General features: G+C 44.1%; 23 protein-coding genes and 1 pseudogene. 14 read left to right on the top strand and 10 right to left on the bottom strand.

All coding sequences use genetic code 11. The features are described from left to right. Nucleotides 1-129 precede the first annotated feature (129 nt). Complete coding sequence (locus tag PN466_RS21345) at nt 130-729, top strand: DUF4126 domain-containing protein (protein ID WP_271943675.1); 600 nt, start codon at nt 130-132, stop codon at nt 727-729. 391 nt (nt 730-1,120) lie between these two features. Next, nucleotides 1,121-1,819: an LEVG family PEP-CTERM protein gene (locus PN466_RS21340; protein WP_271943673.1), complete on the top strand. Its 699-nt coding sequence runs from the start codon at nt 1,121-1,123 to the stop codon at nt 1,817-1,819. Between the two features lie 99 nt (nt 1,820-1,918). Here PN466_RS21340 and PN466_RS21335 read toward each other — a convergent pair whose 3' ends face one another. After that, entirely contained in the window at nt 1,919-2,896 is a 978-nt protein-coding gene (locus PN466_RS21335; RefSeq protein WP_271943671.1) for a threo-3-hydroxy-L-aspartate ammonia-lyase, read from the bottom strand. A 181-nt stretch (nt 2,897-3,077) separates the two neighbouring features. On the opposite strand from PN466_RS21335, the gene PN466_RS21330 reads away from it, so the two are divergent. The 5 genes from PN466_RS21330 to PN466_RS21310 all read left to right on the top strand — a co-directional run bounded on the left by PN466_RS21330 (nt 3,078) and on the right by PN466_RS21310 (nt 9,301). Further along, the gene (locus tag PN466_RS21330; RefSeq protein WP_271943669.1) at nt 3,078-3,740 is read left to right on the top strand and encodes a hypothetical protein; all 663 of its coding nucleotides are present in this window, start codon (nt 3,078-3,080) and stop codon (nt 3,738-3,740) included. 29 nt (nt 3,741-3,769) lie between these two features. Continuing rightward, entirely contained in the window at nt 3,770-4,684 is a 915-nt protein-coding gene (locus tag PN466_RS21325; protein WP_271943667.1) for a DUF1822 family protein, read from the top strand. A gap of 38 nt (nt 4,685-4,722) precedes the next feature. Continuing rightward, on the top strand, nt 4,723-6,540 hold the full coding sequence (locus PN466_RS21320; protein ID WP_271943664.1) for a CHAT domain-containing tetratricopeptide repeat protein: 1,818 nt from the start codon (nt 4,723-4,725) through the stop codon (nt 6,538-6,540). Nucleotides 6,541-6,681: 141 nt separating this feature from the next. Further along, nucleotides 6,682-7,995 carry a polysaccharide deacetylase family protein gene (locus PN466_RS21315; RefSeq protein WP_271943661.1) on the top strand — a complete coding sequence of 438 codons (1,314 nt, stop codon included), beginning with the start codon at nt 6,682-6,684 and terminating at the stop codon, nt 7,993-7,995. A 22-nt stretch (nt 7,996-8,017) separates the two neighbouring features. Beyond that, nucleotides 8,018-9,301 carry an SMI1/KNR4 family protein gene (locus PN466_RS21310; protein WP_271943658.1) on the top strand — a complete coding sequence of 428 codons (1,284 nt, stop codon included), beginning with the start codon at nt 8,018-8,020 and terminating at the stop codon, nt 9,299-9,301. 709 nt (nt 9,302-10,010) lie between these two features. Here PN466_RS21310 and PN466_RS21305 read toward each other — a convergent pair. The 4 genes from PN466_RS21305 to PN466_RS21290 all read right to left on the bottom strand — a co-directional run bounded on the left by PN466_RS21305 (nt 10,011) and on the right by PN466_RS21290 (nt 14,393). Beyond that, nucleotides 10,011-11,435, bottom strand: coding sequence for an NADP-dependent isocitrate dehydrogenase (locus tag PN466_RS21305; RefSeq protein ID WP_271943656.1), 1,425 nt, complete (start codon nt 11,433-11,435; stop codon nt 10,011-10,013). Nucleotides 11,436-11,536: 101 nt separating this feature from the next. Beyond that, on the bottom strand, nt 11,537-12,355 hold the full coding sequence (locus PN466_RS21300) for a hypothetical protein (RefSeq protein WP_271943653.1): 819 nt from the start codon (nt 12,353-12,355) through the stop codon (nt 11,537-11,539). 105 nt (nt 12,356-12,460) lie between these two features. Beyond that, on the bottom strand, nt 12,461-13,453 hold the full coding sequence (locus PN466_RS21295) for a PRC-barrel domain-containing protein (RefSeq protein WP_271943651.1): 993 nt from the start codon (nt 13,451-13,453) through the stop codon (nt 12,461-12,463). After that, nucleotides 13,422-14,393 carry an RNA-guided endonuclease InsQ/TnpB family protein gene (locus PN466_RS21290; RefSeq protein ID WP_271943649.1) on the bottom strand — a complete coding sequence of 324 codons (972 nt, stop codon included), beginning with the start codon at nt 14,391-14,393 and terminating at the stop codon, nt 13,422-13,424. Before PN466_RS21290 ends, PN466_RS21295 begins: the two co-directional genes overlap by 32 nt. 233 nt (nt 14,394-14,626) lie before the next feature. Here PN466_RS21290 and PN466_RS21285 point away from each other — a divergent pair, with 233 nt between their 5' ends. Together PN466_RS21285 and PN466_RS21280 are read left to right on the top strand one after the other, a co-directional pair. Continuing rightward, on the top strand, nt 14,627-15,172 hold the full coding sequence (locus PN466_RS21285) for a class I SAM-dependent methyltransferase (RefSeq protein WP_271943646.1): 546 nt from the start codon (nt 14,627-14,629) through the stop codon (nt 15,170-15,172). A 151-nt stretch (nt 15,173-15,323) separates the two neighbouring features. Beyond that, nucleotides 15,324-16,676, top strand: a complete 1,353-nt coding sequence (locus tag PN466_RS21280; RefSeq protein WP_271943643.1) for an ATP-binding protein — start codon at nt 15,324-15,326, stop codon at nt 16,674-16,676. On the opposite strand, the gene PN466_RS21275 is transcribed toward PN466_RS21280, so the two are convergent. From PN466_RS21275 to PN466_RS21265, 3 genes are all read right to left on the bottom strand, one after another. Then, the gene (locus tag PN466_RS21275; RefSeq protein ID WP_271943641.1) at nt 16,673-18,040 is read right to left on the bottom strand and encodes a (Fe-S)-binding protein; all 1,368 of its coding nucleotides are present in this window, start codon (nt 18,038-18,040) and stop codon (nt 16,673-16,675) included. The two genes, PN466_RS21280 and PN466_RS21275, sit on opposite strands and share 4 nt — an antisense overlap. Before the next feature lie 151 nt (nt 18,041-18,191). Further along, the gene (locus tag PN466_RS21270) at nt 18,192-19,463 is read right to left on the bottom strand and encodes an FAD-binding oxidoreductase (protein WP_271943638.1); all 1,272 of its coding nucleotides are present in this window, start codon (nt 19,461-19,463) and stop codon (nt 18,192-18,194) included. A 62-nt stretch (nt 19,464-19,525) separates the two neighbouring features. Next, nucleotides 19,526-20,251, bottom strand: coding sequence for a Uma2 family endonuclease (locus tag PN466_RS21265; protein WP_271943635.1), 726 nt, complete (start codon nt 20,249-20,251; stop codon nt 19,526-19,528). Between the two features lie 290 nt (nt 20,252-20,541). On the opposite strand from PN466_RS21265, the gene PN466_RS21260 reads away from it, so the two are divergent. After that, nucleotides 20,542-21,978 (top strand): slr1306 family protein, encoded by a 1,437-nt coding sequence (locus tag PN466_RS21260; RefSeq protein WP_271943631.1) that lies wholly within the window; start codon nt 20,542-20,544, stop codon nt 21,976-21,978. Between the two features lie 21 nt (nt 21,979-21,999). Here PN466_RS21260 and PN466_RS21255 read toward each other — a convergent pair whose 3' ends face one another. Beyond that, complete coding sequence (locus tag PN466_RS21255; protein ID WP_271943783.1) at nt 22,000-22,329, bottom strand: XisI protein; 330 nt, start codon at nt 22,327-22,329, stop codon at nt 22,000-22,002. Continuing rightward, a pseudogene (locus PN466_RS21250) lies at nt 22,326-22,730 on the bottom strand (XisH family protein). The gene PN466_RS21255 and the pseudogene PN466_RS21250 overlap by 4 nt, the downstream one beginning before the upstream one ends. A 147-nt stretch (nt 22,731-22,877) precedes the next feature. Between PN466_RS21250 and PN466_RS21245 the strand changes: the two are divergent. The 4 genes from PN466_RS21245 to PN466_RS21230 all read left to right on the top strand — a co-directional run bounded on the left by PN466_RS21245 (nt 22,878) and on the right by PN466_RS21230 (nt 24,724). Continuing rightward, nucleotides 22,878-23,105 (top strand): hypothetical protein, encoded by a 228-nt coding sequence (locus PN466_RS21245; RefSeq protein WP_271943628.1) that lies wholly within the window; start codon nt 22,878-22,880, stop codon nt 23,103-23,105. Then, nucleotides 23,062-23,271, top strand: coding sequence for a hypothetical protein (locus tag PN466_RS21240; protein ID WP_271943626.1), 210 nt, complete (start codon nt 23,062-23,064; stop codon nt 23,269-23,271). Before PN466_RS21245 ends, PN466_RS21240 begins: the two co-directional genes overlap by 44 nt. 196 nt (nt 23,272-23,467) lie before the next feature. Continuing rightward, nucleotides 23,468-24,316, top strand: coding sequence for an alpha/beta fold hydrolase (locus PN466_RS21235; RefSeq protein WP_271943623.1), 849 nt, complete (start codon nt 23,468-23,470; stop codon nt 24,314-24,316). A gap of 12 nt (nt 24,317-24,328) precedes the next feature. After that, nucleotides 24,329-24,724, top strand: coding sequence for a pre-16S rRNA-processing nuclease YqgF (locus PN466_RS21230; protein WP_271943621.1), 396 nt, complete (start codon nt 24,329-24,331; stop codon nt 24,722-24,724). Nucleotides 24,725-24,908: the final 184 nt, after the last annotated feature.

The raw sequence follows: 24,908 nt of genomic DNA, 5'->3' as shown, positions 1-24,908 counted from the left end.
ACTGATGAAGAACCTCTCAAGGGACTCCCAATGCGATCTGTATCATCATTCATCATACTGATCTTTGTTCTGATCCAAATATAGGGTATCCTCCATTCATACTTGACAGATTGACCAAGTGCATAAGTTATGATTGAGATTTTGGCAGTCCTCTCTGCTTCTGCATCAGCAGGACTGAGAATTGCTTTACCGTTATTAGTCATTGGTCTATTACACGGTGATTCCCTATGGTCTCGTGTTCCTATTCTATCTTTAATTCCGCCCCAAGTTGTGTTAGGGGTGTTGGTCAGTTGGTCATTATTTGAGTTGGTTGCTCCCAAACAACTTTTAGGTCAACGGGTGCAGCAGTTACTTCAGGTGGTATTTAGTCCTTTAGTGGGAACGATCATGGGGATAGCGATCGCCCAAACAACTCTTCAACAACCCACCTGGATGATTTGGCTCGTTGGTGCAGTGGGCGGGATCTTAGCCTTAGTTTTACAACTGGTACAAGCAGGATGGTTTTATCGTCTCCGAGGACTTCCGATATGGGCTATTTTCCTGCAAGATTTGCTCTGTGTATTTTTGGTCTTGTTTGCCTTTGATGCCCCGGAACAGGGAGGACTGATTGCATTATTGTTGTTATGGTTGGCTATCCGCAGCTCTAAGGAGTGGTATCGCTGGTATGTGGAACAGTCAAAACCCGGCGATCGCTCCCATCCTCGTCGCCACAAACAGAATCCCGATTAATCCCAGTATTTGACTGACAAGGGAAAATACTGAGTATTTGCGTAAATAAACTGAGGCTTAGATTGCCATTTCTCTCTAGCCCGATTACAAAATAAGGTCAAAGAATTTCAAAATCCTGAAACCTAGTCTTGTAAAGGATTGGATTGTTTTCAAGATCGTGTAACTCTCCGTTCTATTACAGAGTTTTTTCGAGTAAATCAGAAAATTTATTTATTGACTTTTGACTAAATGTATTTTTTTTACATAAACTTTACATTTAATAGACAGATATTTTTAACAAATATTTACATAAAAACTCGTAATCTTCTCACTTTCTTTAACTAATTCTCTATGAGGTTGATTTAGAATAAGAGTTAACTTACATCATTAAAAGTTCTGGGAGATTACAGATATGGCTAATTACTTCAGTCAATTTACGATCAGTGCAACCACAGCTACTCTAGCTGTAACCTTACTGGGATCTTCGGCATTGGCGGGAAACCTTGTTCCTCAAGAAGAAGGGGAATTTGATGTTGGCTTTGGTTGCTTAGAAAGTTGTATTGCTCTTCCAGATTTGATTGAAAGCATCGAAAGCTTAGTGGATGCAAGCACAGGAGCTAGAAGCCGTCTGTTTGTTGATGATGTGACAAATGGTGGCAACACCTATACTGATGGAACTGATACAGTCAGTTTTGAACCAGTAGATATGGGAACCAACTCCAGTGGTTTCTGGTATCGCCCAGTTGATACGGAAGAAAATGGACAACTGGAAGTAGGAACCTTTAGATTTACGTTCACTGAAGTTCTATCGAACTTGACGATTGACTTCTTTGATACCGAAGTTTGGAACCAAACTGGTGTTGTAAGCGTTAATGGGATGACGCAGGATAGCTATCTTCGCGGCATGGGTGATGGTAATACGCAGAGTTTAACCTTTTCTGATGTAAGCACCATTACTCTGAAGCTAGGCTATGACTTTGAAACAGGTACTGGAGATGGTGTGAACTTCCGTCTGGATTCTCCTGTATCTGTGCCTGAACCTGCTAGTGTTTTGGGCTTAGGTGTTGTTGCTGCATTGGGTGCTTTTGGCTTACGCAAACGCTCTGCATAAGTAATAATTGACAATTGACAATTAATCATTTTGCTCTCATCGCTGAATCTCTTATCGCGTAAGCGTTAGGTGTCAGGAGTCTCCACGGTGAGGGCAATGCTATTGGACGATCGCCAACAAGAATGGTAATTGCTCTAAATCCACATTCCCTCCACTCAGGATCACACCAATTTTCGCGCCAGGAGCTTGAATTTGCCCCTCCAATAACGCAGCCGCGGCTAAGGTTCCAGTCGGTTCAACTACCAGTTTTAACCGTTCCCAAAGAAAGCGCAGGGTGCGGCGAATACTGTTTTCAGAAACAGTGACCATTTGATCGACATGGCGCAGCACTAGGGGAAATGTATAGTTGCCTAAAGAGGGAGTACGAGCGCCATCGGCAATGGTTTGGGGATTGTTCACAGTTTGCAGGGTTTGGGTATAAAAAGAGCGGGTAGCATCATCTCCTAGGGCCGGTTCTACGCCAACGACGTGACAGTGGGGGGAAAGGGTTTTAGCGGCGATCGCACATCCAGAGAGTAGTCCCCCTCCTCCACAACAAACGAGCAAATAATCGAGATCTCCGACTTCTTCAATTAATTCCTTGGCTGTGGTTCCCTGACCAGCAATAATCTGGGGATGGTCATAGGGGGGAATCAGAGTTAAATTCTGTTCTTTGGCTAACTGTAAGGCGAGGGTTTCCCGACGGGTTTGCGTGGGGTCATAAGTCACAATATTTGCTCCGTATCCCTCCGTAGCTGAGAATTTGACCTTGGGAGCATTTTCGGGCATCACCAGGGTTGTGGGAATTTCTAGTAAGGCTCCGGCGAGGGCGATCGCCTGGGCATGATTCCCAGATGAGTAAGCAATAACACCATGCTTGCGTTCGGATTCCGGCAGTTGAGAAAGGGTATAGTAAGCACCACGAAATTTAAATGAGCCAGTTTTTTGTAGATTTTCGCACTTAAAAAAGACTTGTGCTTGAGTAATCTCATTGACCATCCGAGAAGTCATTACAGGAGTCTGGTGAGCCTTGCCTTGGAGACCCTGGGCGGCCCGTTCAATATCTCTATATGTGGGTGAAAGAAGGCGATCGGACATATTGCAGGGTTAAACTTGAAATTATATCACTTTTTGGGGGTTAATTCCAGTCATAACCTTGAACTTCGTCATGTTTATTTACGGCATTGTGAATTTTTGTATCAATTCCCGCAAAAATGCATAAAATTGCCCATAAAAAACTGACTAACTTATAGAACCCTCTGAAATTTCTCTCTATGACATGACTTCAAGCGAGGACTTAGATCGCCAACTGCGGCAACTTGTACTCAGGGCCCAAGAATGCCCACAAGGAACACTCGATTATCGCCAGGCCCTAAAGCAACTCATCGGCTTACTCCTTAATTGTGGCCAGCTCTACCGTCCCCATCGGAATGACCTTCCTCCTGAGTATAGACAAGCCTATGCAGAAATTTATGGTGAAGCTCAACAAAATCTCATGCTTTACCTCTGTCAACATATCGATGAGTATAAACCAGAACGAGCGAACGTTTTAGCTTGGGTTAACTTCTTACTCAAACAGCGTTTTTGGTTGGGCGCTATTCAAGAGTTTCGCCGCTCTCATCTCCATGGATCGCAATTTTATCAACGGACGTTAGATGATTTCGAGGAATACGAACCCGACAGTCATGACGATGAGCAAAATCTCTCCACTACAGAAAAAGTCATTAAACAATTAGAGGAGAATCCAGAACATGAATTGAGTAAAATTTATGTTAAACGTCATCCGAAGGCGAATCTGAGGATTTTGATTTTAAGGCGGCTCTATGGTCAGTCTTGGCAAGAGATTTCTGAATCCCTGAGTGTTAGCGTTCCGACTTTATCGAGCTTTTATCGGCGCAAAATGATTCAATTCAAAAAACAGTTGCAGGATTTAACAACCTGATTTTAATTTTGTTCTTGGAGTTTATTGTCATGGTTATTCATTCTTCCCTATTCTTCAATTCTATCAGTCCTAAAATTCCCCTTGGATTTAGCGACCATCAACAAGCTGAAGTGTTTTTGCAATCACAAAAGAATCCTCGAAAGCGCAAGCAAGTCTATTTGAACACCCTATCAGTTTTAGCAGTTAAGTTTCATCTTCAATACTTGGGCTTTGATCCCCAAACAGAAGCTTGCGAGAGCTTTGATAGCGTGCTTCAAGCTTGCTTCGATGTAGCGGACTTAGAGTTACCTCATCAAGGTAAAATTGAATGCCGTCCGGTTTTACCAGGTCAGGATTATATGAGGGTTCCTCCAGAAGTCTTTGAGGATCGTCTCGCCTATATTGCTGTAAGATTAAATCGGGAATTAACGGAAGCGGAAATTCTGGGATTTGTGGAGCAAGTAGAAGCAGAAATGATTCCTTTAAGTCAATTGCGATCGCCAGAAGAACTGTTTGACTTTTTGCAGCCCGTACCGTTTCCCCGGATTAACCTCAGTGATTGGCTACAGAACTCAATCGCCCAAGGTTGGAAAACCTTGGATGAAATCTTCCCCGTTCAGGAGCCACAATTAGTGCTTAATTTTCGCTCCAGAGATAAACGTCAGGGTGTTAAGCGAGGCAAACTATTTCAACACCAAAACAATCATTTTACACTACTGATGGGGGTTCAACCGAGCGATCAAGAAATGCAGATTTCTGTCGAGCTTTATCCCACAGCAGAACAGAGCTATCTCCCCCGCGATCTGAAAGTGAATATATTGAACGAAACGGGTCGTTCTATTATGGAAGCGATCGCCACCCAGACGAAGAATATTCAAATGGAGTTTAAGGGAGAAACCGGAGAACCCTTTAGTGTCCAAATTTCGTTAGGTCAGATGTGCATGATTGAATCTTTTGTGATTTAATAAACATAGCTTCATGATGCCTAACCTCAGAATCCGCCATGAAAAAATTCGTCGGACTCAAGCTCGAAGGTGACTTAACTGTATCGGGTTGTCGAGTCACCTTGGAAATCGGTCGGGAAGGGGAACCCCGTCAGATCGAACAGGTGGGGAGATTGCCCGAGTGTCCTGACCTGTATTTTGCACTACAGCAGTGGAAAGAGAGTTATGACCAATTGGGTAGAAATTCGCGGCTGGAGCCGGGGAAAATTGTCTATGATGGATCGATTGTAGATAACTTCGAGCGCTGTCGAGATCGCGCCCTTGAACTGAAGGAGCAGTTCCAAATTTGGCTGCGCTCGCCCTCGTTTCAAGACCTCGATCGCCGACTGCGGGAAGAATTGCAACGGGACGATGAAATTCGATTTCTGATTCGCACGGAAATTCCCGAATTGCAACAGCTACCTTGGCATTTATGGGATTTAGTCGATCGCTATCGACGAGCGGAAGTCGCCTTAAGTCAAGTGAGCTTTGAACCCTGTCAACAGACCGATTCATCTCCAGAACAGATGAGAGTTCTGGCGATTTTAGGCAATAGTGAAGGTATTGATATTGAGCGCGATCGCCACATCCTAGAAAGCTTACCCGATGCACAAGTTACGTTCTTGGTAGAACCCCAACTGCATCAGATTACTGACCACCTCTGGAGTCAGCCGTGGGATATTATCTTCTTTGCCGGCCATAGTGAAACAGAAGGAGATGCCGGACGCATTTATATCAATTCCCAAGACTCTATCCTCCTGACCGAACTCTGGTATGGCTTGCGTCAAGCCGCGCAACAAGGTCTGCAACTGGTGATTTTTAACTCTTGCGATGGTTTAGGACTAGCACGAGATTTAGAAGATTTAGCCATTCCCTACACGATTGTCATGCGGGAGAAAGTCCCCGATCGCATTGCCCAGGAATTCCTCAAATCATTTTTGCACGCCTTTTCCCACGGCCAATCCTTTCATCTATCGGCACGAGAAGCGCGGGAAAGGCTTCAAGCTTGGGAAGACCAATTTCTCTGTGCCAGTTGGTTACCGATCATTTATCAACATCCAACCGCCATTGCTCCCACTTGGCCTCAACCGCAAGAGTTAACACCGATTTCTCCGCCCGTTTCAGCACCAGCGTCAAACCTCTCACGGCGATCGAAACTTAAGACCCTGCTTCTGGTCATACTGGGGATTAGTTTGGGTGCGCCGACGTATGGAATGCTTGCTCCAGAGGTATCCAAGCGAGTCGATCGACAGGGAGCATTTCACTACGACGAGGAAAGAATAACCCAAGCTTTGTTTTTCAATGCTTTGGCAATCGCGATCGCTCCCTGGACTCCCCAGCCTTACTATAATCGCGGCTGGGTCTGTAAACAGAAGCAACAATTAAATACTATCTGTCTTTTTTGGTACGAAAGAGCCGCCAATAAAGGACATCCAGATGCTCAGGCAGAAGCCGCCTATCTCAATATTCGCCTAGGAGATCTCGAAAAAGCAATCTACCGGAGCAATCAGTGTATCGAGCGTCCAGTCTACCCCGGTATAGAACTTGCCTGTTGGAAAAATCGCGGATGGGCGAGAATGAAGCAAGGACGGTGGATAGAAGCGAAAGAGGATTTAGAAAAGGCAGTTTCTCTATCGATCTCTAAACATCTTACAGCTCCCCATGCCGCTTGTTTACTCGCTCAAGTCTGGGAACAGGAGGGTAACCCAGAACAAGCCTTAGAGTATTGGCACAAAACCAAAGAAGATCTAGCAAAGGATGCCAAGGAGAAACTGAGTCAACGCTCTACAGAACAAGATGAGTGTTTAGGTGAAGCCATATCGAGACTCAATGATTGACAAATCCTAATCCACCCGAAAAAATTGAAACTTGACCCCTAGTAACGGCTAACGGGTATAGCAGAGTAGGAGAACGTTAGGACTTTCATTCAATCCTTAGAAACCTATTCCCTATTCCCCATTCCCTATTCCCCATTCCCCATGACCTATTCTGAGATCTTTGCTCAACCTTCTCTGCTCGACCTCGCTAAGGAAGGGAATCCCCAGGCAATTAGTTATTGGATGAATAGCTTACTTGCACCGCAAGGGGTTTCCGTGCAAGTGAACCAGTCTCCGGATCGCTGGCTGAATGTTCAGGTTGATTTTCACCATCCGAGACGCAAAGATCAATGTTTAAGCCTCCAGCAGCGTTTAGTGCGATTTGTCTGCTATCGTCTGTGGACGCTCAACTCCGCAGCTATTCACCAGGTGAGAATTATCGCCCGGCAAGCTGGCGATCGCCGCATCCTCTGGAAACAAGCCGTACGAATTGCAACCCCTGCCAGCGAACAAAGCAGTGCCCTCGCTCCAGAGCCAAGCCCCTCTACTTCTGCGCCTTTCAAATTCCGACTGATGCGGACGTTACTCATCAGTCGTTTAACTGCTGTAAGTTTTATTCTTTCCTGCTGGTGGTTTTATTCACAACTGATCAATGCCCATTGGATTCATCAAAATCGATTTGCCATCTCTACACCACTTCCCCTCGATCCCCCTCCTACCCTTGCTCCCACTCCAGAAGCCTCACCCAGTCCAGTTGCTGTCTTCCCCCCAAAACTTGAACCCTCTTTCAAAGTCGTGGATATTCCAGAGCAGTTTCGCGGCAAAATCATTAATAAGGCTGATGCTTTAGCGATGCCAAAAGTTGTGGCTTTAACCTTTGATGATGGCCCTTGGCCAAAGACTACGGAACAAATCTTAGACATTCTCAAGGAACATGAGATTAAAGCGACCTTTTTCTTGGTGGGACAGCATATGAAAAACTATCCCAAAATTGCTAAAAAAGTCGCTGATGCTGGTCATATTCTGGGAAATCATACCGAACATCATTATACCCATACTCTCGATCCACAAACGGCTGCCCAGGAAATCGAGTCCACCAGCAAACTGATTTTTGATCTTACAGGGGTTAAAACTAAGCTGTTTCGACCTCCAGGAGGGAATCTAGAGAGCGGTTTAGCCGATTATGCCGAGTCTAAAGGCTATGGGATTATGATGTGGTCTTCTGACTCGGAGGACTATTATGTGTCTACTCCAGTCTTAATCGATAACGTCTTAAAGAGTGTCACCCCTGGTGGGATTGTACTCTTTCATGATGGCGGAGGCGATCGCCGCAACACCGTCGAAGCCCTACCCCAAATTATCACCACCCTCAAACAACAAGGTTATCGCTTTGTCACCGTTCCCGAACTGTTAGAAATAGAAGCCAAGCAAACCCCATTAAATGAAACCGAAGAAGAGTTAACCCTTAATAATTAACAACTTACCCTAAGCGTGTTTTATGAAAGGATGTAACATTCATTTTCATCAAAATACAATATATATTATCTGTAAATCCAGAACTACGTTTGGTATATGGATATCCTGCCTGCCTGTATTTGAACTTGATAGAAAGATAGATGCATCTGAGCTAGGAGAACAAGTTTTAGAAAATTTACAATATTCCTTGGATCAAATCTCTCACGATCGTCTAAAAGAAACTTCTGAAGAAGTACTAAATCGCCTAGGGTTTAATGACTGGGAAAAATTCGATAGAGAAACGGTTTTTATTAGTTTGATTTTGAAGGAAAAAGAAATAGAAATTACTCCTTATATTCCAGCCAAAGATGGATATGGCTTTAATCCTGTGATACAGAAAAAATTGAAATGCGATCTGGAAGTCAAAACAATTGGCAAGTTGATTTTTGATGCAAAACTTATTGCCGAACAATTAAATCCCAGAAAAATCAACGATATGTCAACTCTAACTGATGCACTCGACCGGATCATAAAGTGGCTAGAAATACATAAGCCTGAATTAGCTCATTCTTTTCAGCCTGGACTCAGTTTCGATGAAATTCAGGCAGGAGAAGAAAAAATTGGATTCAAACTTCCCGCAGACATTTATGAACTTTATCAGTGGCGCAATGGAGCAACATTAGATTGTCATTTTTTGGTTTTCCCTTCTATGGTTTTTCTCCCTTTCGATGAAGCCATAGAAAGCAGCATGGGTTGGAATACTATGGTTGCTGAAGATGAAGAGTTATATGTTAATGAAGAATGGTATCTTAATGAAGAGTGGTGCGCTAAAAGTCCACTTTTTATCTTTATTAATGATGATATAGGCAGTTGTGGTATTCCCTTACAAATTCCACCTAACTACCCAGAACAACCAGTTGTTGAGTGGGGAGAAGGAGGCATGCCAAGCGTATACTATGATAGCTTAACAGCCATGATGTTAACATTGGCAGAATGCTGTGAAACAGGTGCTTACTATATCGACTCAGGCGGATTTATTATTGAAGATGTATCTAAATCAGCCCCCATTATTCAAAAATACAACTCTCAGTTTTATGAATACGATGAGTTAGGTCGCGTGACGGCATGGGTGGAAACAGTAATCATTGAAGGGGAAAAGAAAGAAATTAGAACCCAATATGACTCTCAATATGACTACAATAGAATTGCTACTGTGCAACGGCGATGCCTAATCTTAGAAATCATAACACTTTTGATCGGTTTAGGGATACCGATCCTAGTGGCTTATTTTGTTTGGGAGAAATTAATCCAGCAGTGGTGGCAGTAAGGTAGGTAAGAGAAGATCATAATTTTATTCAAATCTACAACTTTTTTCTTGTGTATTCTCACTGCTGTAAATTGCAAAAAAACAGTGTGATCTAAGTACAGGACAAAAAACAGAGGGAGTAGAGAAAAGCAGGGAATTAGTGGTCAAGATTGGTGAAAACAGAGCGTAGATAGTCAAATCCCAAGCGAAACAGACTTTTAGCTCTCCGTCGATGGGATTTAAGAGGAATGGGCAGAAGTTCATGTTGCCTAGGTTGCTTTTTAGGCTCTGTTTCACCATTGGAACGCCCCATTAGCCCCCGGGGCATCCCACAACGGATGTCTGATTGCACCCTGTTCCCAGCTTCGCTCTCCGGAGTTCCGAGTCCGGTCTGCGTGGGCAGATAGGGAGTCATACCTGAGTCTGGTAGGCAGGACTTACACCTGCATCAGACCGAGAGTTCAACTTTCCCTTTTGGGGTTAGTTAGTAGCGCTATTTACGGACTAGTTACCGAGATTCACGCTACAACGATCGTACTCCTTCTCCTAATTCATCAAATTAGCGGAGAAAGTCTAGTAGGTTGCCCTGCGCTCTTGTAGCAGAGAAATCGTCGGTTAGGACTCCGATTCAATACTGAAACCTAGCTACCATAACCTATTCCCTAGCGCGCAGCGCTATACTAATGCATCCACAGAAAAGAAAAGTGGGCTGTATTACCAAAGCAAGACCTTAGCCAAAGTATTTAATAATCGCGTCAGCAAACTCCGAACACTTCAGAGGGGGCTTAACCGGAGGCTCCATAAGTCGGGCTAAATCATAGGTCACTTCCCGATTAGAAATCGCCTTTTCTATGCCCATTTTAATCAAGTCTGCGGCTTCTTGCCAGCCCATGTATTCTAACATCATGACTCCAGAAAGAATCAATGATCCAGGATTGACCCGATCCAAACCCGCATGTTTGGGAGCAGTGCCATGGGTTGCTTCAAAAATAGCGCAACTATCGCCAATATTGGCCCCTGGCCCCATACCTAAACCCCCAACAATCGCGGCAGCAGCATCCGAGAGATAATCCCCATTTAGGTTCATGGTAGCGAGGATCGAATATTCTCCAGGACGGGTTTGTAGTTGTTGGAAAATACTATCGGCAATCCGGTCATTGACCATGATTTTCTCTTTCCATTTCCCATTACCGTGACTTTCCCAAATCGCATCCAGAACGGCTTTTACTTCAGCGCAAGCTTCTTCTTTTTTCTCGGCAGTTAAGGCATCATAACCGGGTTCGAGTTTGTGAGCATTGTCTTCTAAACTAATGTCTGGATTTTCTTCTTTATTGCTCAAAATCCAGGATTCGCGCTCAGTTACACATTCCTGGCGAAACTCAGTGGTGGCTAATTCATAACCCCAGTCGCGGAAGGCTCCTTCGGTATATTTCATAATATTGCCTTTATGAACCAAGGTGACCGTTTGTTTCTCTTTGGGTAAGCGAAGGGCGTTTTGAATAGCCCGCTTCACCAGTCGTTGAGTTCCGGTTTTACTGATGGGTTTAATGCCAATACCAGAGTCGAGACGGATTTGTTTTTTCCCATGCTCAGGAGTAGAAGGAATGAGGTCGGTATTGAGGTATTCAATCAGTTTCTTGACGATTTCTGTGCCTTCGCGCCATTCAATACCGAGGTAAATATCTTCGGTATTTTCCCGATAGATAATTACGTCCATTTTCTCTGGCGTTTTGTGGGGCGAGGGAGTTCCGGCGTAGTAACGACAGGGGCGCACGCAAGCATAGAGATCAAAAATTTGCCGCAGAGCAACGTTGAGGGAGCGAATACCGCCACCAATGGGGGTGGTTAAGGGACCTTTGATAGCAACTCCATATTCTTCGATCGCCTTTAGAGTATCTTCAGGTAAATACTGGTACGTTCCATATTGTTCGCAAGCTTCGTCACCAGCGTACACCTTAAACCAGGAAATTTTCCGTTTTCCACCATAGGCTGCTTGAACGGCAGCATCAAAGACCTTCTGAGAGGCGGGCCAAAGGTCTACCCCCGTACCGTCTCCACGAATGAAGGGAAGGATGGGATGGTCGGGAACAATGGGTTTACCTTCAGCAAAGGTAATTTTTTCGCCGGTTTCAGGAGGGCTGATTTTTTCGTACATAGGGTAATCCTTGCTGAAATTAAGGGTTTATGCTTACCGATGTTCAGTTAAGCACGTACCAGGCTACCAGATCCTGATTGTTGATTTTTAATTTTTAATTTTTAATTTTTAATTGATTTTGTACGGATGGGAATCGCTACGGGTTGGTCGATCGCCTTGCTCTGATAACTGGATGAGGGATATTGTTCAACGTGGCGAAAAATGGCGATCGGGGCACTGGTGCGACAAGTGAAAAATTCTACGGCAATTTTGCCATCATCCAGCTTACGGATTTTGGGGGATAAGTCTTTGATTTGGCCTTTCCATTGCCATTTGACTTGCTTGGGAGGCGAGTCAATCAAGCGGTGGTGGCTCCAATCTCGGTTCGCTTCTGCATAGACAAATTCTTGAATTTCTCGGCGCAGGAGGGCAGCAACCATAAAAGAAGGAGCGCTGCGATCGCCTTCAATGGCAGCCATAAAATTATCTAATGCCCCTTGGGGCCGGGGGGGATGCTCTGGATCGCAGCCATCGGCTAGGGCTTCTTCGAGGGTAGCCGTCGCACAATAGTCTTCTGGTACAGCCCAAGTTATTCCCGTGCCACTGTTGGGTTCATTGGGGTCACGATAAATATAGCTAACCCAGCGTAGACCCAGTTTTAAGCGTAGCCCAGGTAATTTGCGTAAAGCAGTAGCAGGATTAACGGCACTAATTAACCAAGGCCCAGAAGGTGATGTGGCGATCGCCTCCTCATCCTCTTCTGCTGGCCCCAAATCAAATAATCCCCCTAGCTCATCGAGAGATTCCGGTTCTGGGAGATCGTCAGATTCATTAAAAGAGAGCGATCTCCGGCAGTTTTCAGACTCTGGAAGCACCAGCAGACTCGTGAGATAGGTACGGATTTTTTGGATAGATGCCAGGGGAATTTTTTGGATACTCATCAGAAAAAAGAGGGTCTAACAAGGGGCCAAAGCCCCTTGCCTTGAGAGCCTTCAACAAGGGATTTAAGGCTAGAGGGTTCTTTCGTTCACAACTCACACAAACCGTTATCCTTCATACTCTGGTTTTTTCAGAGTCTCTGGAATATTAACTTTCGGCAAATCTAAGGGTTCTTCCTGGTCTTTATCAGCCCAAGCATCCTCTTCTATCTCTCGATAGGAGGGTTCATAAGGAGCCTCTGGAATCTCTTCATTATCTACTTCAGGAGGATCGACCCGATAGCTTGGTTCTCGATAGCTGCGATCTTCGTCCCCATCACCTCCCCAGTTATCTTCCTCATAGCTTTGCTCATACCGAGGTTCGGGTTGCTTGAACTGCTGCATGGGAGCCGGTTGCGGTTTTTGCCATTCATCCGCATTCCAATCTTCTTCCATGACTGGCTCCATCTCGGGGATCGGCTTTTGTGTGTGTATGGGAGTACCTGTACCTAATTGCTTTTCGCTGTCAATGATTGGCATAGCATAGGGTTCAGCTCCTTCTCGTTCCCAAGGTGCTTGGGAAATACCCAGCTTCTCTAGTACCCCCACACTTAACTGCACCATCTGCTCTTCTGCACCTTCAAACACAATCAGGCGGTTTGGCCCGCTGCTCACAATTTGATCAATAGTGAGTTCATAGGTACTAACCACCTGTTCAGGAATCAGGGGTAAGCCAATCGAGGCAATAATTAAGGAAGTGACTCGATAATCTTCTGTATCAAAGCGATACCCTCTGACTTTGCCGAGCATTTCCCCAGCTTCGGTAATCACCTCACTACCAATGAGGCTGCTGTAAACTTCTACGTTGACATCTTCAATTACGTCGTCATCATCAACAAGAATCACATCACCGACTTGGCGAATATTGCTCAAGTACATATAGCGGGGAATTCCGGCGAGAACACCTGAGAGCAGATTATCTCGCAAACTTAAGGCAACCACTTCCCGCCGGTCTATATCGACCCACAGTTGGCTGACGACTCCCAAGCGTTTGCCATTATTCCGGGTGATGACTTGGGTTCCAAGAAAGTCAGAGCGTTGGCTGATTTTTTCCGATATCATTATTAGGGGACGAGTCCTCTTCTCTGGCGAAATATTTATTCTTTATTTTGACATACTCCCCGACCTGAAGGTGCGGGGATTCTCCGCTCAAACAGCAATAGCAGTCTGGGACTGTCTGACTAAAGCCTAACGAATCAGTTGATGCCCCAACTGATTTAAGGTTTCTAGCCGCATTTAAATCTCTATCATGCTCGGTTGAACATGAAAGACAAGACCATTGACGATCTTTGAGCTTCAGTTCATTGAGTACATGACCGCATTCAGAACAAGTCTTGGAACTGGGAAACCATCGATCGATATAAACTACACGCTTAGATTTTTTAGCAGCTACCCATTCAAGAATAGAAAGAAATTCAGCCAATGCCAAATCACCGATCTTTCTACCCCAAAGTCGTTGCATTCCTTTCAGATTAAGAGTTTCAAAGTACAAAACATCAAACCAATTGGTTAACTCATGGGCCAATTTCCACTGCCAATCTCGTCTACGGTTAACAATCTTTTCATGTTTGCGAGCCAGATTAAGTCTTGCCTTGTGCCAATTTCTAGATCCTTTTTTCTGGCTAGATAAAGCTAAGGACTTATATTTTTTAATCTTCTTAAAACCTGGCGGTCTCAAATCTTTTCCGTGGTTGGTGAGCGAAGCCAAACCCTGATGTTTGAAGAATAGATTATAAGCTTTATCTATTCGCTGGCAAATATCTTGAACCGCCTGAGAACCAACTAATTGCCAAAAAGGATTACGCTTTCTTAACTTAGCAGTATGTTTTTGCAGTTGGGCACAGTTTAAGTGTTTACCCCACAATCGGTAGGACCGTTTGTGAAGTGCTATACAATGATTATAGATGACCCCAGCAGCATTTATCTGTCGCTTCAGGTATCTATTTCGTTTATGTTTGTATAGCTTAAACTTTAGGGTTCTCATGATATTATCATAATACAAGCAGTCGGGAAAAAGCTGCCCTGGAAGGGCATTGCTCTAGACCCATCTTTTTGGTAATTGAGCTGACATCTTCCTGAGCGTTCGGGTTTTCGTCAGCCTAGATTAAGTTTGAACTAAGAGCAGCCCATGCTCTAATTCTACTCTCTCTAGGGATTGGGGGCAAGGGCGGGATGGGAGGATGGAGAGGGAATGGGGAAGATGGGGCAGAACCGTAATTATTAATTGTTAATTGCATGGATTTATCGATTCGTCAGGCTTATGAAACCTGGGGAGTAGAAGACTTTTACCAACAGCAGGGAGCAACCTATCGTAATCCCCATGAGGAGAGGATTGGGCAAGTTTTGGCTCAGGGGCTAATAGATGTACCGAGAGGGAGTTTACCCGTTTTGGATTTGGCTTGTGGGAGTGGCGAAGTGACGTTGGCTTTGCGTCAGTTGGGATGGCAGGATATACAGGGCATCGATCCGTATACTCAGGAGGCTTATCTAGAGCGCACGGGACAGGTGGCCGAGGGTTATCGATTTGAAGACATTGAGCAGGGAGTGTTGTGGGGACGTGAATATGGGTTAATCGTGTGTAGTTTTGCGCTGCATTTGGTGGAGCGATCGCGCTTACCGGCCTTAGTGTATCAGTTAAGCTGGATTGGCGATCGCCTGATGATTGTCACTCCCCATAAACGCCCGGAAATCTCCCCGAAATGGGGCTGGATATTAGTTCATGAGTTTTGCTTAGAACGGGTGCGATCGCGCCTCTATCTTTCTGGGAATAGACCCTTATAAATCAGTAGGTTAAATAAATTCTAAATAGGTTAAATAAAGTTTAAGGCGATAATAAAAATTGACTTACTCAAACCCTCATTATAGTCTATTATAGTTTTTATTCCTATAATAGAGGAAGAGTTTTTGAATAATAAAAAATATGGTGGTAAAAGTGTCAGAGATACCAACAGAAGTAGTGGCTCGCGCCGGTCTGAGAGCCACAGAAGTAAACCTTGATTCAACCTTAAAAGACCTCTCGTTATGGGAATGTTCTGTGGATGTTAGTCAACCAGGACGTGTCGTCGCACAAATCTTTAAAGAATATTCCCTTTTGCCTGGAGTAATTTTAACAGACAAAGGTGAATTTGCCGGAATGATTTCCCGAAGAAGATTTCTAGAGCAACTGAGTCGTCCCTATGGTTTAGAAGTTTTTATCCGGCGAGAAATTAGAGTTTTAAATCGATTAGCCAATCAAAAAGTTGGTCAACATCTTTTACCCGATCACCTGATTATGCCCGGTACAGAACCTATTGTAGAAGCAGCAGTTCGCTCTTTAGAACGTCCTCCAGAAAAACTCTATGAACCCTTAGTCATAAAGTGTTCAAGCCATTGCTATTGTTTGCTCGATGTTCATCAATTACTCCTAGCTCAATCCAGAATTCATGAACTAACCACGAAACTATTACGCGAAAATACTCAAGCCCATCTGATTCAAACCGAAAAATTAGCCAGTTTAGGGCAAATGGTAGCTGGATTAGCTCATGAAATCAGAAATCCAGTTAATACCCTATGGGGAAATGTAAAGTTCTTAAAAACCTATAGTGAGGATTTACTAGATTTAGTAGAAGCTTATAAGGAAGAATCTGGAGAAGATCCGGAACCCATTGAAGAGATCAAAGAAGATATTGACTTTGAGTATTTACAGAACGACTTACCCGAACTAATTGATAGTATGCAGGAGAGTGCAGAGCGCTTAAATGCCTTAGTCGGTGGAATGCGGAACTTTTCTCATATGGGTGAAAACCATCCCCAACTGGCGAATCTTCATGAATGTTTAGATAGTACCTTATTGATTTTACGGAATAAACTCAAATATGGAATTCACTTGGTGAAAAGTTATGGAGAGTTGCCCTTAGTTGAGTGTTATTCAGGGCAATTGAGCCAAGTCTTTATGAATTTACTCACCAATGCGATTGATGCTTTAAATGAACGGGAAAAATCTGATCAATGGAAACCAGAAATTACGATTACCACTCAATGGTTAATGGAATCCGATCAGTCAGAATGGGTTAAAATTGAGGTGGGAGATAATGGAACGGGGATACCTCCAGAAATTCAACAGCGTATTTTTGAAACATTTTTTACAACTAAACCCGTGGGAAAAGGGACGGGATTAGGATTAGCCATTTCCCACCAGATTGTAACTGAAAAACATCAAGGATATCTGAAACTGCGATCGCAAATTGGAAGCGGTACAACCTTTGAAATTTGGTTACCTGTCTCCCTTTCCTCCTCCTCAGATTAAGTCCTGTCGAGGGAAGATAGGGTAATGCCTCGCATGGAATAGTCGAGTAGCTCAATGGGATGGAAAATCGAAACAGTCTTACCCTGCTGCTGTAAATGTTTTTTGATCTGTAAACTACAGCCTGGATTTGCAGAAGCAATTAAATTAGCTCCCGTATTGAGCAAATTATTCACTTTTTGATCGCCTAAACTTTCTGCCACCTCTGGCTGCAACATATTATAAACTCCTGCACTTCCACAACATAAGGCAGCATCTACAGGTTCTTTTAATTGAATGCCAGGAATTTGTTTGAGTAATTGGCGGGGTTGCACACTGATTTTTTGTCCATGCAACAGATGACAAGCATCCTGATAAACAACCTTCAACTCTTCTTCAGCTAGGGGAGATAAGGGTGCAGTTAAGCCCACCATGGCTAAAAATTCTTGAATATCTTTGACTTTACTGACAAATTGTTTTGCCCGATCTTGATAATTGGGATCGTCAGCTAAAATATGACCATATTCTTTTAGGGTATGTCCACATCCAGCGGCATTGATAATCACATAATCCAGATCGTAATTGGCAAAGGAATCAATCATTTGGCGTGCTAAATCTTGGGCGGGTTTGGTTTGCCCCTGATGTTCTGGGAGTGCCCCACAACAGCCTTGGGTTTTGGGAATCACAACTTCACACCCATTCCCAGTTAGAACGCGAATCGTTGCCGCATTCACTGGATTAAAAAACAGCCGTTGCACGCAGCCAAGAATGACTCCCACCCGATAGCGTTTTTTCCCTTGGGCAGGAATGACATCAGCAAAGGAATGGTGTAGGGAAGAGAGAGAAATCTGGGGTAAAATGGATTCCATTGCCGCCAATCTAGGCGATACTTTTTTCAGAAGATTGGTGCGCCGAATGAGGGATTGCAAGCCTGATTTTTGATAGAAATAGAGGGGATAAAGAAGGGGAATTAAGCGATTAGGATAGGGAAAAAGATTGAAGATTAAGGAGCGAATAATGCGATCGGGAATATTGCGATTAATATTGCGTTCGACTTGGTGGCGGGTAGCGGAAATGAGTTTATCATATTGCACTCCTGAAGGACAGGTGCTAACACAGGCTAAACATCCTAAACAGGTGTCAAAATGTTGGGAGGTAGCGGGGGCTAAGGGAGCTTCACCTTGGTTAATCGCATCCATCAAATAAATGCGTCCTCTAGGAGAGTCCATTTCTTGTCCTAAAACGCGATAACTGGGGCAAGTGGAGAGACAAAATCCGCAATGAACGCAGGTATTAATTAGATCGGGATTGGGTGGATTTTGAGGATCAAATCCAGAGGACAAATGGGGGTTTTGAGATAAGAAATTACTACTTTTGGCGGGAGTCATGAAAAGAGGGAATAGGGAATAGAGAATAGGGAATTAGGGCACTACCTACCCTACTAATTGACTGGATCTGATTTTAATTATGCAAAAAAGGGTTAGCTTGGTGCAAGGTAAAAAACATGAGTTATGCTAATCGATACTATAGAAATGTAGTTTATCGAATGAAGCGATCGCCACTGAGTAAGTTATCGGGATCGAATTGATGCTTGATATTTTGCATAATTTTAAGTGCATTTCCTGTACATCCCCATACGTCTAGGGATTGTTTTAGGGATGAGGAGGCTTCTAAGACACTGAGAAAGCCGCCATGGGAGGTAAGATAAGATCGCAACTCCAACAGTTGTGTCGATCGAATTTGATTGCATCGTAGTATACCTAAGCCAGTACGAGCGTGAAGCACACATTGACTTTGCACTTGGGCAAGTTGTTCAATTTTTAGCAACAGGTTAACGACTTCGGTGGGACGAATACCGAGTTTACAGATAACCTTTTGGGGGTGGGTTTCCCAAATTTGATGTTGCCAGGTTGCCCATAGTTGGCTTTCTTCCTGCTGCTCGTAGATTTGGGCGCTCAATCCTAATGCTTGGCTAAGATCGAATACTCGTTTAGCTTGTTCTTGCACACTTAAGGATATACTTTGGAACCGAGCAATGAGCAGAATTTGGTCATTTTGGGGTCTTAAATCGAGGGCAGTGGGGGTTAAACTGGAATTCAGTAGGGTTTGGGTGGCTTGGGCGATCGCCTCTGGATTTCCTGAAAGCACCACAGTAGCTGAATGTTTGGGAATCGGATATAGGCGGAACGTGGCTTGAGAAAGTATCCCCAAACTGCCATAACTGCCGATGAACAGTTTCATCAAGTCATAACCGGCAACATTTTTGACGACTCTGCCCCCTGCTTTGGCAATCTCACCATCACTGCGGATAAAGGAGAGTCCAATCAGGCGATCGCGCACGCCACCATACCGATGTCGCCAACTTCCGGTATCCGCTGTCGCAATGATACCGCCGATGGTGGCTTGGTTGGGGTAGGCTGGATCGAAGGCTAAAAACTGGTTGTGGGGCGCGAGAAATTCCTTCACCTGTGCCAAGGTTATCCCGGCTTCTACAGTAATCGTGAGGTCTCCGGCTGCATGTTCAATCACCTGATTGATGCGTTGAGTACTGATGATAAGATCTACTGGTTTACCGATGCCACCCCAATGAATTTTACTGCCTGCTCCCCAGGGTAAAACCTGCCATTGGTTAGCTTTGGCAAGTTTCATCACCTCGCTCAATTGTTCTTGAGTTTTGGGATATACCACAGAAGGAAGGGGCGATCCGGGTTGCCAAGCCTGTTGAAAACGCTGTTGTAGGGAGGGTTCGAGCTGTTCAAAGGGTAACAGTTGGGAAGGTTCGAGGAGGGAGTTAGGGGCGATCGCAGTCACAGGATGGATAAGGTTAGAGTCTATTTTCTTATGATACTGCGCGATCGGCCCTCGATAGTCGATTATGGGTCTAGGAGATCGGGATCAATGCCTAATTCCCTCAATTTTTGGGCAAGTTTCTCTGCTTTCTGTTCAGCAGATAATGCCCGTTTTTCAGTGAATAATGCCTGTTGTTGAGCTGAGATCATTCGCTCTTCTGGCGTTAAATAGCGTTCTCCCTGCTCATCATACCAATAGAGCCATTCTCTGGTGATTCCTTGATACGTTCCCTCCGCTTTACCAATGCCTAAATTCAACTGGGATAACCACACCACTTCCCCAGATAATAATTCATATTCACCGTCTTTGAGTTCATACACTTCCAACTTTTGTTTCCTTTTCCTTAAGGGATTATAGATCGCATAATATAAAATCCCCATTTGGGCGTATGCTTCTTTTTTCTGAGTATATTCTTTCCGCCGTTTATGGGAAACGACTTCTAACACGAGGGTGGGTAATTTCTGCTCTTCCCACAATACATAAGAGAGACGTAAATCAGAGTCAATAATTCGGGGCACACCTACACTCAAAAAGCCATCGGGGACAATAGCGGGTTCTTTGGGATCGTAATAGATCCCCATATCTACTCCAAAAAACCAATCCATCCGCTCTGCCCAAATTAAAGCCAGCATCGCTTTAAGCAAACTGGGAATTAAGTCTTGTAGTTCGTTATCCACAGGAGTATCGTCAGAATCGGGTAAATCTTCAGCAGAGGGTAAGCAAGCTCTGGGATTATAGTTGAGTAACATAGGCTCCTCAAGTCTAAATTAGGGTCATATGCAATCGGGCTGAGACAGTTTCATAACTCATATTAGCGTACAAATTTGAGATATTCTTGAAAAATAGAATTCAGGATAAATGAAGGTCGATCTCCCTGAACTGAATTTAATAGATAGTGCCTATTCAACGAGGGAAATTATCGATCGCGAGCGTCCATCAGGCTTTAAGTTATATCATCAAGAATGATCATCAGTAAGATACGCGATCGCCCCCCAATCGAGTTAAGCTAGAGATATGGTTGGGTTTAGTGGAGAAATCAATGACAACACTCATACGTCGTCCTCTGTTAGTTGGTGGCTTAGGATTAGGGGCACTTCTGTGGTTGTGGGCAAGTATCCAAAGTTCCGTGAGTGAATGGGGAGAATGGGTTACCCTGGGGGCGATCGCCTGGGGTGGGATTTGGTGGTGGCGACAAAATTCTGTCTCTGTTCCCGTGAAAACCCTTTCTTCACCCGTAAATAAGGAAACTCTAGAGCGAACGTTTACCCAGGTTGAAGGGGCGATACTCCTTTGGAGTCGCTTCGCGAACGCCGAGTTGGCGACAGAAGAGATTGATATTTCCAGTTGGCAAAATCGCCTCAATGAACTCAAAGAAGAAATCAACCGCCAAACCCTGAAAATCGCGATTACCGGCGGTAAAAATGTGGGAAAAAGTAGCCTGTTTGAGCTACTATCCCAGGATTGGCAAATTATCGAAACGCCTGCTCTATTTACGCCCAATCCGAGTGAAGAAATTCAAACCCAGATTGAAGAACAACACCGCAACAGCGACGTTATTCTGTTGGTCATTTCCGGAGATTTAACCGATTCTGAATATCAAACCATACAACAGCTAAAAAATAACCATCATCACGTTATTTTAGTCTTGAATAAACAAGACCAATACTTACCCCAAGAACTGCCCAGTATTCTCCAACAAATCAACAGCCGCATTACCGGTAAACTAGAGAAAGAGGATTTAGTGGTAACTGCCGCTATCCCTCAACCCATCAAAGTCCGCAAACATCACCCCGATGGCACTGTAGACGAATGGATGGAAAATCCAGCGCCCCAAATTGAATCCCTGAAAAGCCGTCTCGCGCAAGTGGCGGATGCTTCCCATGTGCCCATTTTAGGGACGATTCAGCGCCAAGCAGAAGCCTTACAGAGCGAGATCCAAGCGATCTGGAACCAAAAACGCCGCGATCGCGCTTTGCCGGCGATCGAGCAATATCAATGGATCGCTGCCACCACCGCCTTTGCCAACCCCATTCCCAGCCTCGATCTGTTGACAACCGGCGCAATTACGGGTCAACTGATTTTAGACATAGCTAAAATATATCAACCGAACCAATCCTTTAGCCTGCAACAGGGGCAAAAAGTTGCTGCTATTGTCGGAGAACTGATCGTGAAACTGGGATTAGTTGAACTCTCCACCCAAACCATTACTAACATTCTCAAAACGAATGCCATTACCTATACGGCAGGTGGACTGGTACAAGGCATCAGCGCTGCCTATTTAACGCGCATTGCCGGATTAAGTTTAATTGAATATTTCCAAACCCAAGACTTTAATCCAGAACAGGGCTTCAATTTGGAGAAGCTGACCTCGATTATCAAAACCATCTTTGAACAAAATCAGCGCACAGCGTTTGTTCAATCCTTTGTTACTTCAGCCGTCAATAAATTGAAACTCGTGCAAATAAAATCCATTTAGATTTAATAGATTGCTTGCATCTTAAGCAACGCCATACTTGGTATAAGGACGTTTATATGGGGGATGTAAACCGAGAATAATATCTGAAGCAGGAACGCCTTTATCCACTAACTCTTGTCCTAAGTCGGCTTCTGTCATATTGTTCTGAATCCAGATTTTTCCGTCCTTAATATCGATATGAATATAGCAGGCATAAATCCGATTGAAACCCTGCCAACCCAGATCCACCAGTTGATAATGATCCTGTTCGCGATCGCAAATCACTTGGGATTCAATATCCGCATTTTCGGGGGCAGCATGGCTTTTGATAACTTCTTGGACAATTTGACGATACTGTTCTAGTTTTTCTATTCTACCACCTCTTCTAAATTAGGGTCATATGCGATAATACTTAGACGATGTTGAAGTATAGCAGCTTGGACAAAACGCTCTTGAAAAAAATCGTTAAAAATATCTACTGGTACAGCTAGATAAAGATTGCGTAAGGGATCTGTCATTTGCAAACCTAAGCGATAATTCAAGAACTGTCCTAAAGCTGCGTGAAAGTCATAAATCGCAGAAGGATTGATGAATTCTTTTACTTCTACAGCAATTTTTCGCCCATCTTTTTCTGCGGCAAATACTTTTTCGGCTGCTAGATCAATTTCTAGTTTAACTCGATCTATACGAATGATTAGAGGATCGCTTGTAATTGTCCAGCCTTTCTTAATTAAGGCTGTTTTTACAGATTAATGGAATTGATTTTTAGCCATTTTTTCATCATGTCACTTACTCTTAACTTTGTCAAGAATTATGTGCGATCTGGTTGCCCTGGGAGAATATCAAGAGCGAGGTGAGTCAATAGGAAGATGCGTGTTAAAATATCAGTAAATTTGGATTGAATCAGCAAAAATCAGTTTATGCCAGAACAATTAAAAGCTAAATCAAAGTTCGTTTTGCCCCATAAAAGAGAGACTCTTGAAGAGCAGATAGATAAAAATAAAGAGGCTCTTGCACTATTAAAACAGTGGATAGAAGAAGAACCCTCCTCAGAAGAAGTGCGCGATCGAGAACAATATTGGCAAACGGTAAAGGAAATCATTGATGGAGAGCGTTCATCAGGCTTTAAGTTATATCATCAACAATGATGGTCTAAAGAATCTAGATCGGTTACCAGAAATTATCGATTTTCTACCGATTATCCAACCGGTACTTAAGGAAGCATCTAAATTATGGGCAGAAGCTAGAACGCAAGGGATACCAACTGCCGATCTCAAAACTATTGATTGTGATATGATTATATGCGCTCAATAGAAACTCATTCAAGAAGAATATCCTGGTCAGTATGTTGTGATTGCGACAACAGATCGCAAACGTTTAGAGGGCTTTGCTGACGCTGAAATTTGGCAGGATATTCGTTTTTAAAATCGCCAATTATAGTAGTAAAAGAGGTAAAAACACGGTATGCTAACTCCATCCCAGTGAAACGAAACGGAGTCGAGCAACAAGAGTGTCTATTGAGGAGAAGCAAATTAACGTCGGTTCCCTAGAGTGGTTTTATCGCGAAGCGCAACCGATGCAAGCAACCGACAAACCCCCAGTTTTATTACTCCATGGGTTACTCTCCCAAAGCTATAGTTGGCGAGAAGTTCTGCCGTCTCTAGCCGAACAAGGATTTTGGGCGATCGCCCCAGACTGGATCGGTTCCGGACAATCAGCATTTCCGGAAAAACGGGACTTTGCCTATACTCCAGAAGCGTTTGCTAAAGCTTTGGGTGACCTCATGGATAGTCTAGAATTGGAGCAAGTTTCCCTCGTGCTGCAAGGCTACACCAGTGTTCCCGGACTCCTCTATGCTCTGCAAAATAGCGATCGCATCCATCGCCTCAGCTTAATCAACATTCCCCTGAGTCCCCAAGCTAAATTACCCTGGAAAATCCAGCAGTTTACCCTACCTCTAGCGGGAGAAATGATGACCCAAGATCCCCTGATTGTCGATCGCACCCTGGAAGGTGGATCGCCTTATCAAGTCGATGAAAAAGACCTCAATGTTTATCGTCGCCCCTTTTTAGAAGTTTCGGCTGCTGGACGCGCTCTGCTGGCAACGTTGCGAAATCTGAACCTGAAATCAAGTTTGACCAATATTAGTAGCACTCTTCCCCAATGGTCAAAACCTCTGCAAGTGATTTGGGGAGAAAACGATCCCTGGTTGTTGTCATCCAGTGCAAAAGAGGCGATTTCTAGTATATCCCAAGCCGAATTTATTGCCTTAGAAGAAGTTGGACATTATGCTCAAGAAGACTGGCCAGAAAAAGTGTGCGAGGCTCTGATTCCGTTTCTACGACGACAAAGTGAGTAGAGTTGAACGTTGATGATTCTGGGATTCGATCCGGGTAAAGATAAATGTGGCATTGCGGTGATGGATGAAGATCGCCAGGTATTCGAGCATGAAGTGGTTGCTTCGGAGCAGGCGATCGCCGCTTTAAAAGCTTGGTCTCAACAGTATGGGGTTTCCGTGTTAGTGATGGGAAATCAAACTACCTCGAAAGCTTGGGAAGCGAAACTGAAACCGGAGTTTGCCGAAACCGTGGAAATTATCAAGGTAGATGAGAGATATTCTACCTTAGAAGCTCGCGATCGCTACTGGCAAATGTATCCCCCCAAAGGCTTAACTCGTCTGGTTCCCCAAGGAATGCGCCAACCTCCCCGTCCCATCGATGATATTGTGGCAATTATCCTGATTGAACGCTATTTTGCTTCATTGTAATTTTTTTAGTGGTTATGGCGACTCAGAAAATGACTCAAGAACACCTCAAGGGGTGACAAGGTAGCTCAAAGGTCGCTATGGCGACCTTTTTCGGTGGTATTTTGCTGAAAAGATCAACTGAAAGCTGGCGAACGCTAAAAGAGGTAAAGTGGTCGGGTAGAGACCACCAAAAATGTAAATGTTC

The sequence above is a fragment of the Roseofilum reptotaenium CS-1145 genome, assembly GCF_028330985.1.
GTDB classification, from domain to species: Bacteria; Cyanobacteriota; Cyanobacteriia; order Cyanobacteriales; family Desertifilaceae; genus Roseofilum; species Roseofilum reptotaenium.
The sequence above is the reverse complement of the archived record's forward strand: the minus strand, read 5'-3'. Positions and strand labels throughout refer to the sequence as shown.

Bases quoted from the DNA above. Each gene is read 5' to 3' on its own strand.
- PN466_RS21345 (WP_271943675.1), top strand. From the start codon at position 130: ATGATTGAGATTTTGGCAGTCCTCTCTGCTTCTGCATCAGCAGGACTG.
- PN466_RS21340 (WP_271943673.1), top strand. From the start codon at position 1,121: ATGGCTAATTACTTCAGTCAATTTACGATCAGTGCAACCACAGCTACT.
- PN466_RS21335 (WP_271943671.1), bottom strand. From the start codon at position 2,896: ATGTCCGATCGCCTTCTTTCACCCACATATAGAGATATTGAACGGGCC.
- PN466_RS21330 (WP_271943669.1), top strand. From the start codon at position 3,078: ATGACTTCAAGCGAGGACTTAGATCGCCAACTGCGGCAACTTGTACTC.
- PN466_RS21325 (WP_271943667.1), top strand. From the start codon at position 3,770: ATGGTTATTCATTCTTCCCTATTCTTCAATTCTATCAGTCCTAAAATT.
- PN466_RS21320 (WP_271943664.1), top strand. From the start codon at position 4,723: ATGAAAAAATTCGTCGGACTCAAGCTCGAAGGTGACTTAACTGTATCG.
- PN466_RS21315 (WP_271943661.1), top strand. From the start codon at position 6,682: ATGACCTATTCTGAGATCTTTGCTCAACCTTCTCTGCTCGACCTCGCT.
- PN466_RS21310 (WP_271943658.1), top strand. From the start codon at position 8,018: ATGAAAGGATGTAACATTCATTTTCATCAAAATACAATATATATTATC.
- PN466_RS21305 (WP_271943656.1), bottom strand. From the start codon at position 11,435: ATGTACGAAAAAATCAGCCCTCCTGAAACCGGCGAAAAAATTACCTTT.
- PN466_RS21300 (WP_271943653.1), bottom strand. From the start codon at position 12,355: ATGAGTATCCAAAAAATTCCCCTGGCATCTATCCAAAAAATCCGTACC.
- PN466_RS21295 (WP_271943651.1), bottom strand. From the start codon at position 13,453: ATGATATCGGAAAAAATCAGCCAACGCTCTGACTTTCTTGGAACCCAA.
- PN466_RS21285 (WP_271943646.1), top strand. From the start codon at position 14,627: ATGGATTTATCGATTCGTCAGGCTTATGAAACCTGGGGAGTAGAAGAC.
- PN466_RS21275 (WP_271943641.1), bottom strand. From the start codon at position 18,040: ATGACTCCCGCCAAAAGTAGTAATTTCTTATCTCAAAACCCCCATTTG.
- PN466_RS21265 (WP_271943635.1), bottom strand. From the start codon at position 20,251: ATGTTACTCAACTATAATCCCAGAGCTTGCTTACCCTCTGCTGAAGAT.
- PN466_RS21260 (WP_271943631.1), top strand. From the start codon at position 20,542: ATGACAACACTCATACGTCGTCCTCTGTTAGTTGGTGGCTTAGGATTA.
- PN466_RS21245 (WP_271943628.1), top strand. From the start codon at position 22,878: ATGCCAGAACAATTAAAAGCTAAATCAAAGTTCGTTTTGCCCCATAAA.
- PN466_RS21240 (WP_271943626.1), top strand. From the start codon at position 23,062: ATGGAGAGCGTTCATCAGGCTTTAAGTTATATCATCAACAATGATGGT.
- PN466_RS21230 (WP_271943621.1), top strand. From the start codon at position 24,329: ATGATTCTGGGATTCGATCCGGGTAAAGATAAATGTGGCATTGCGGTG.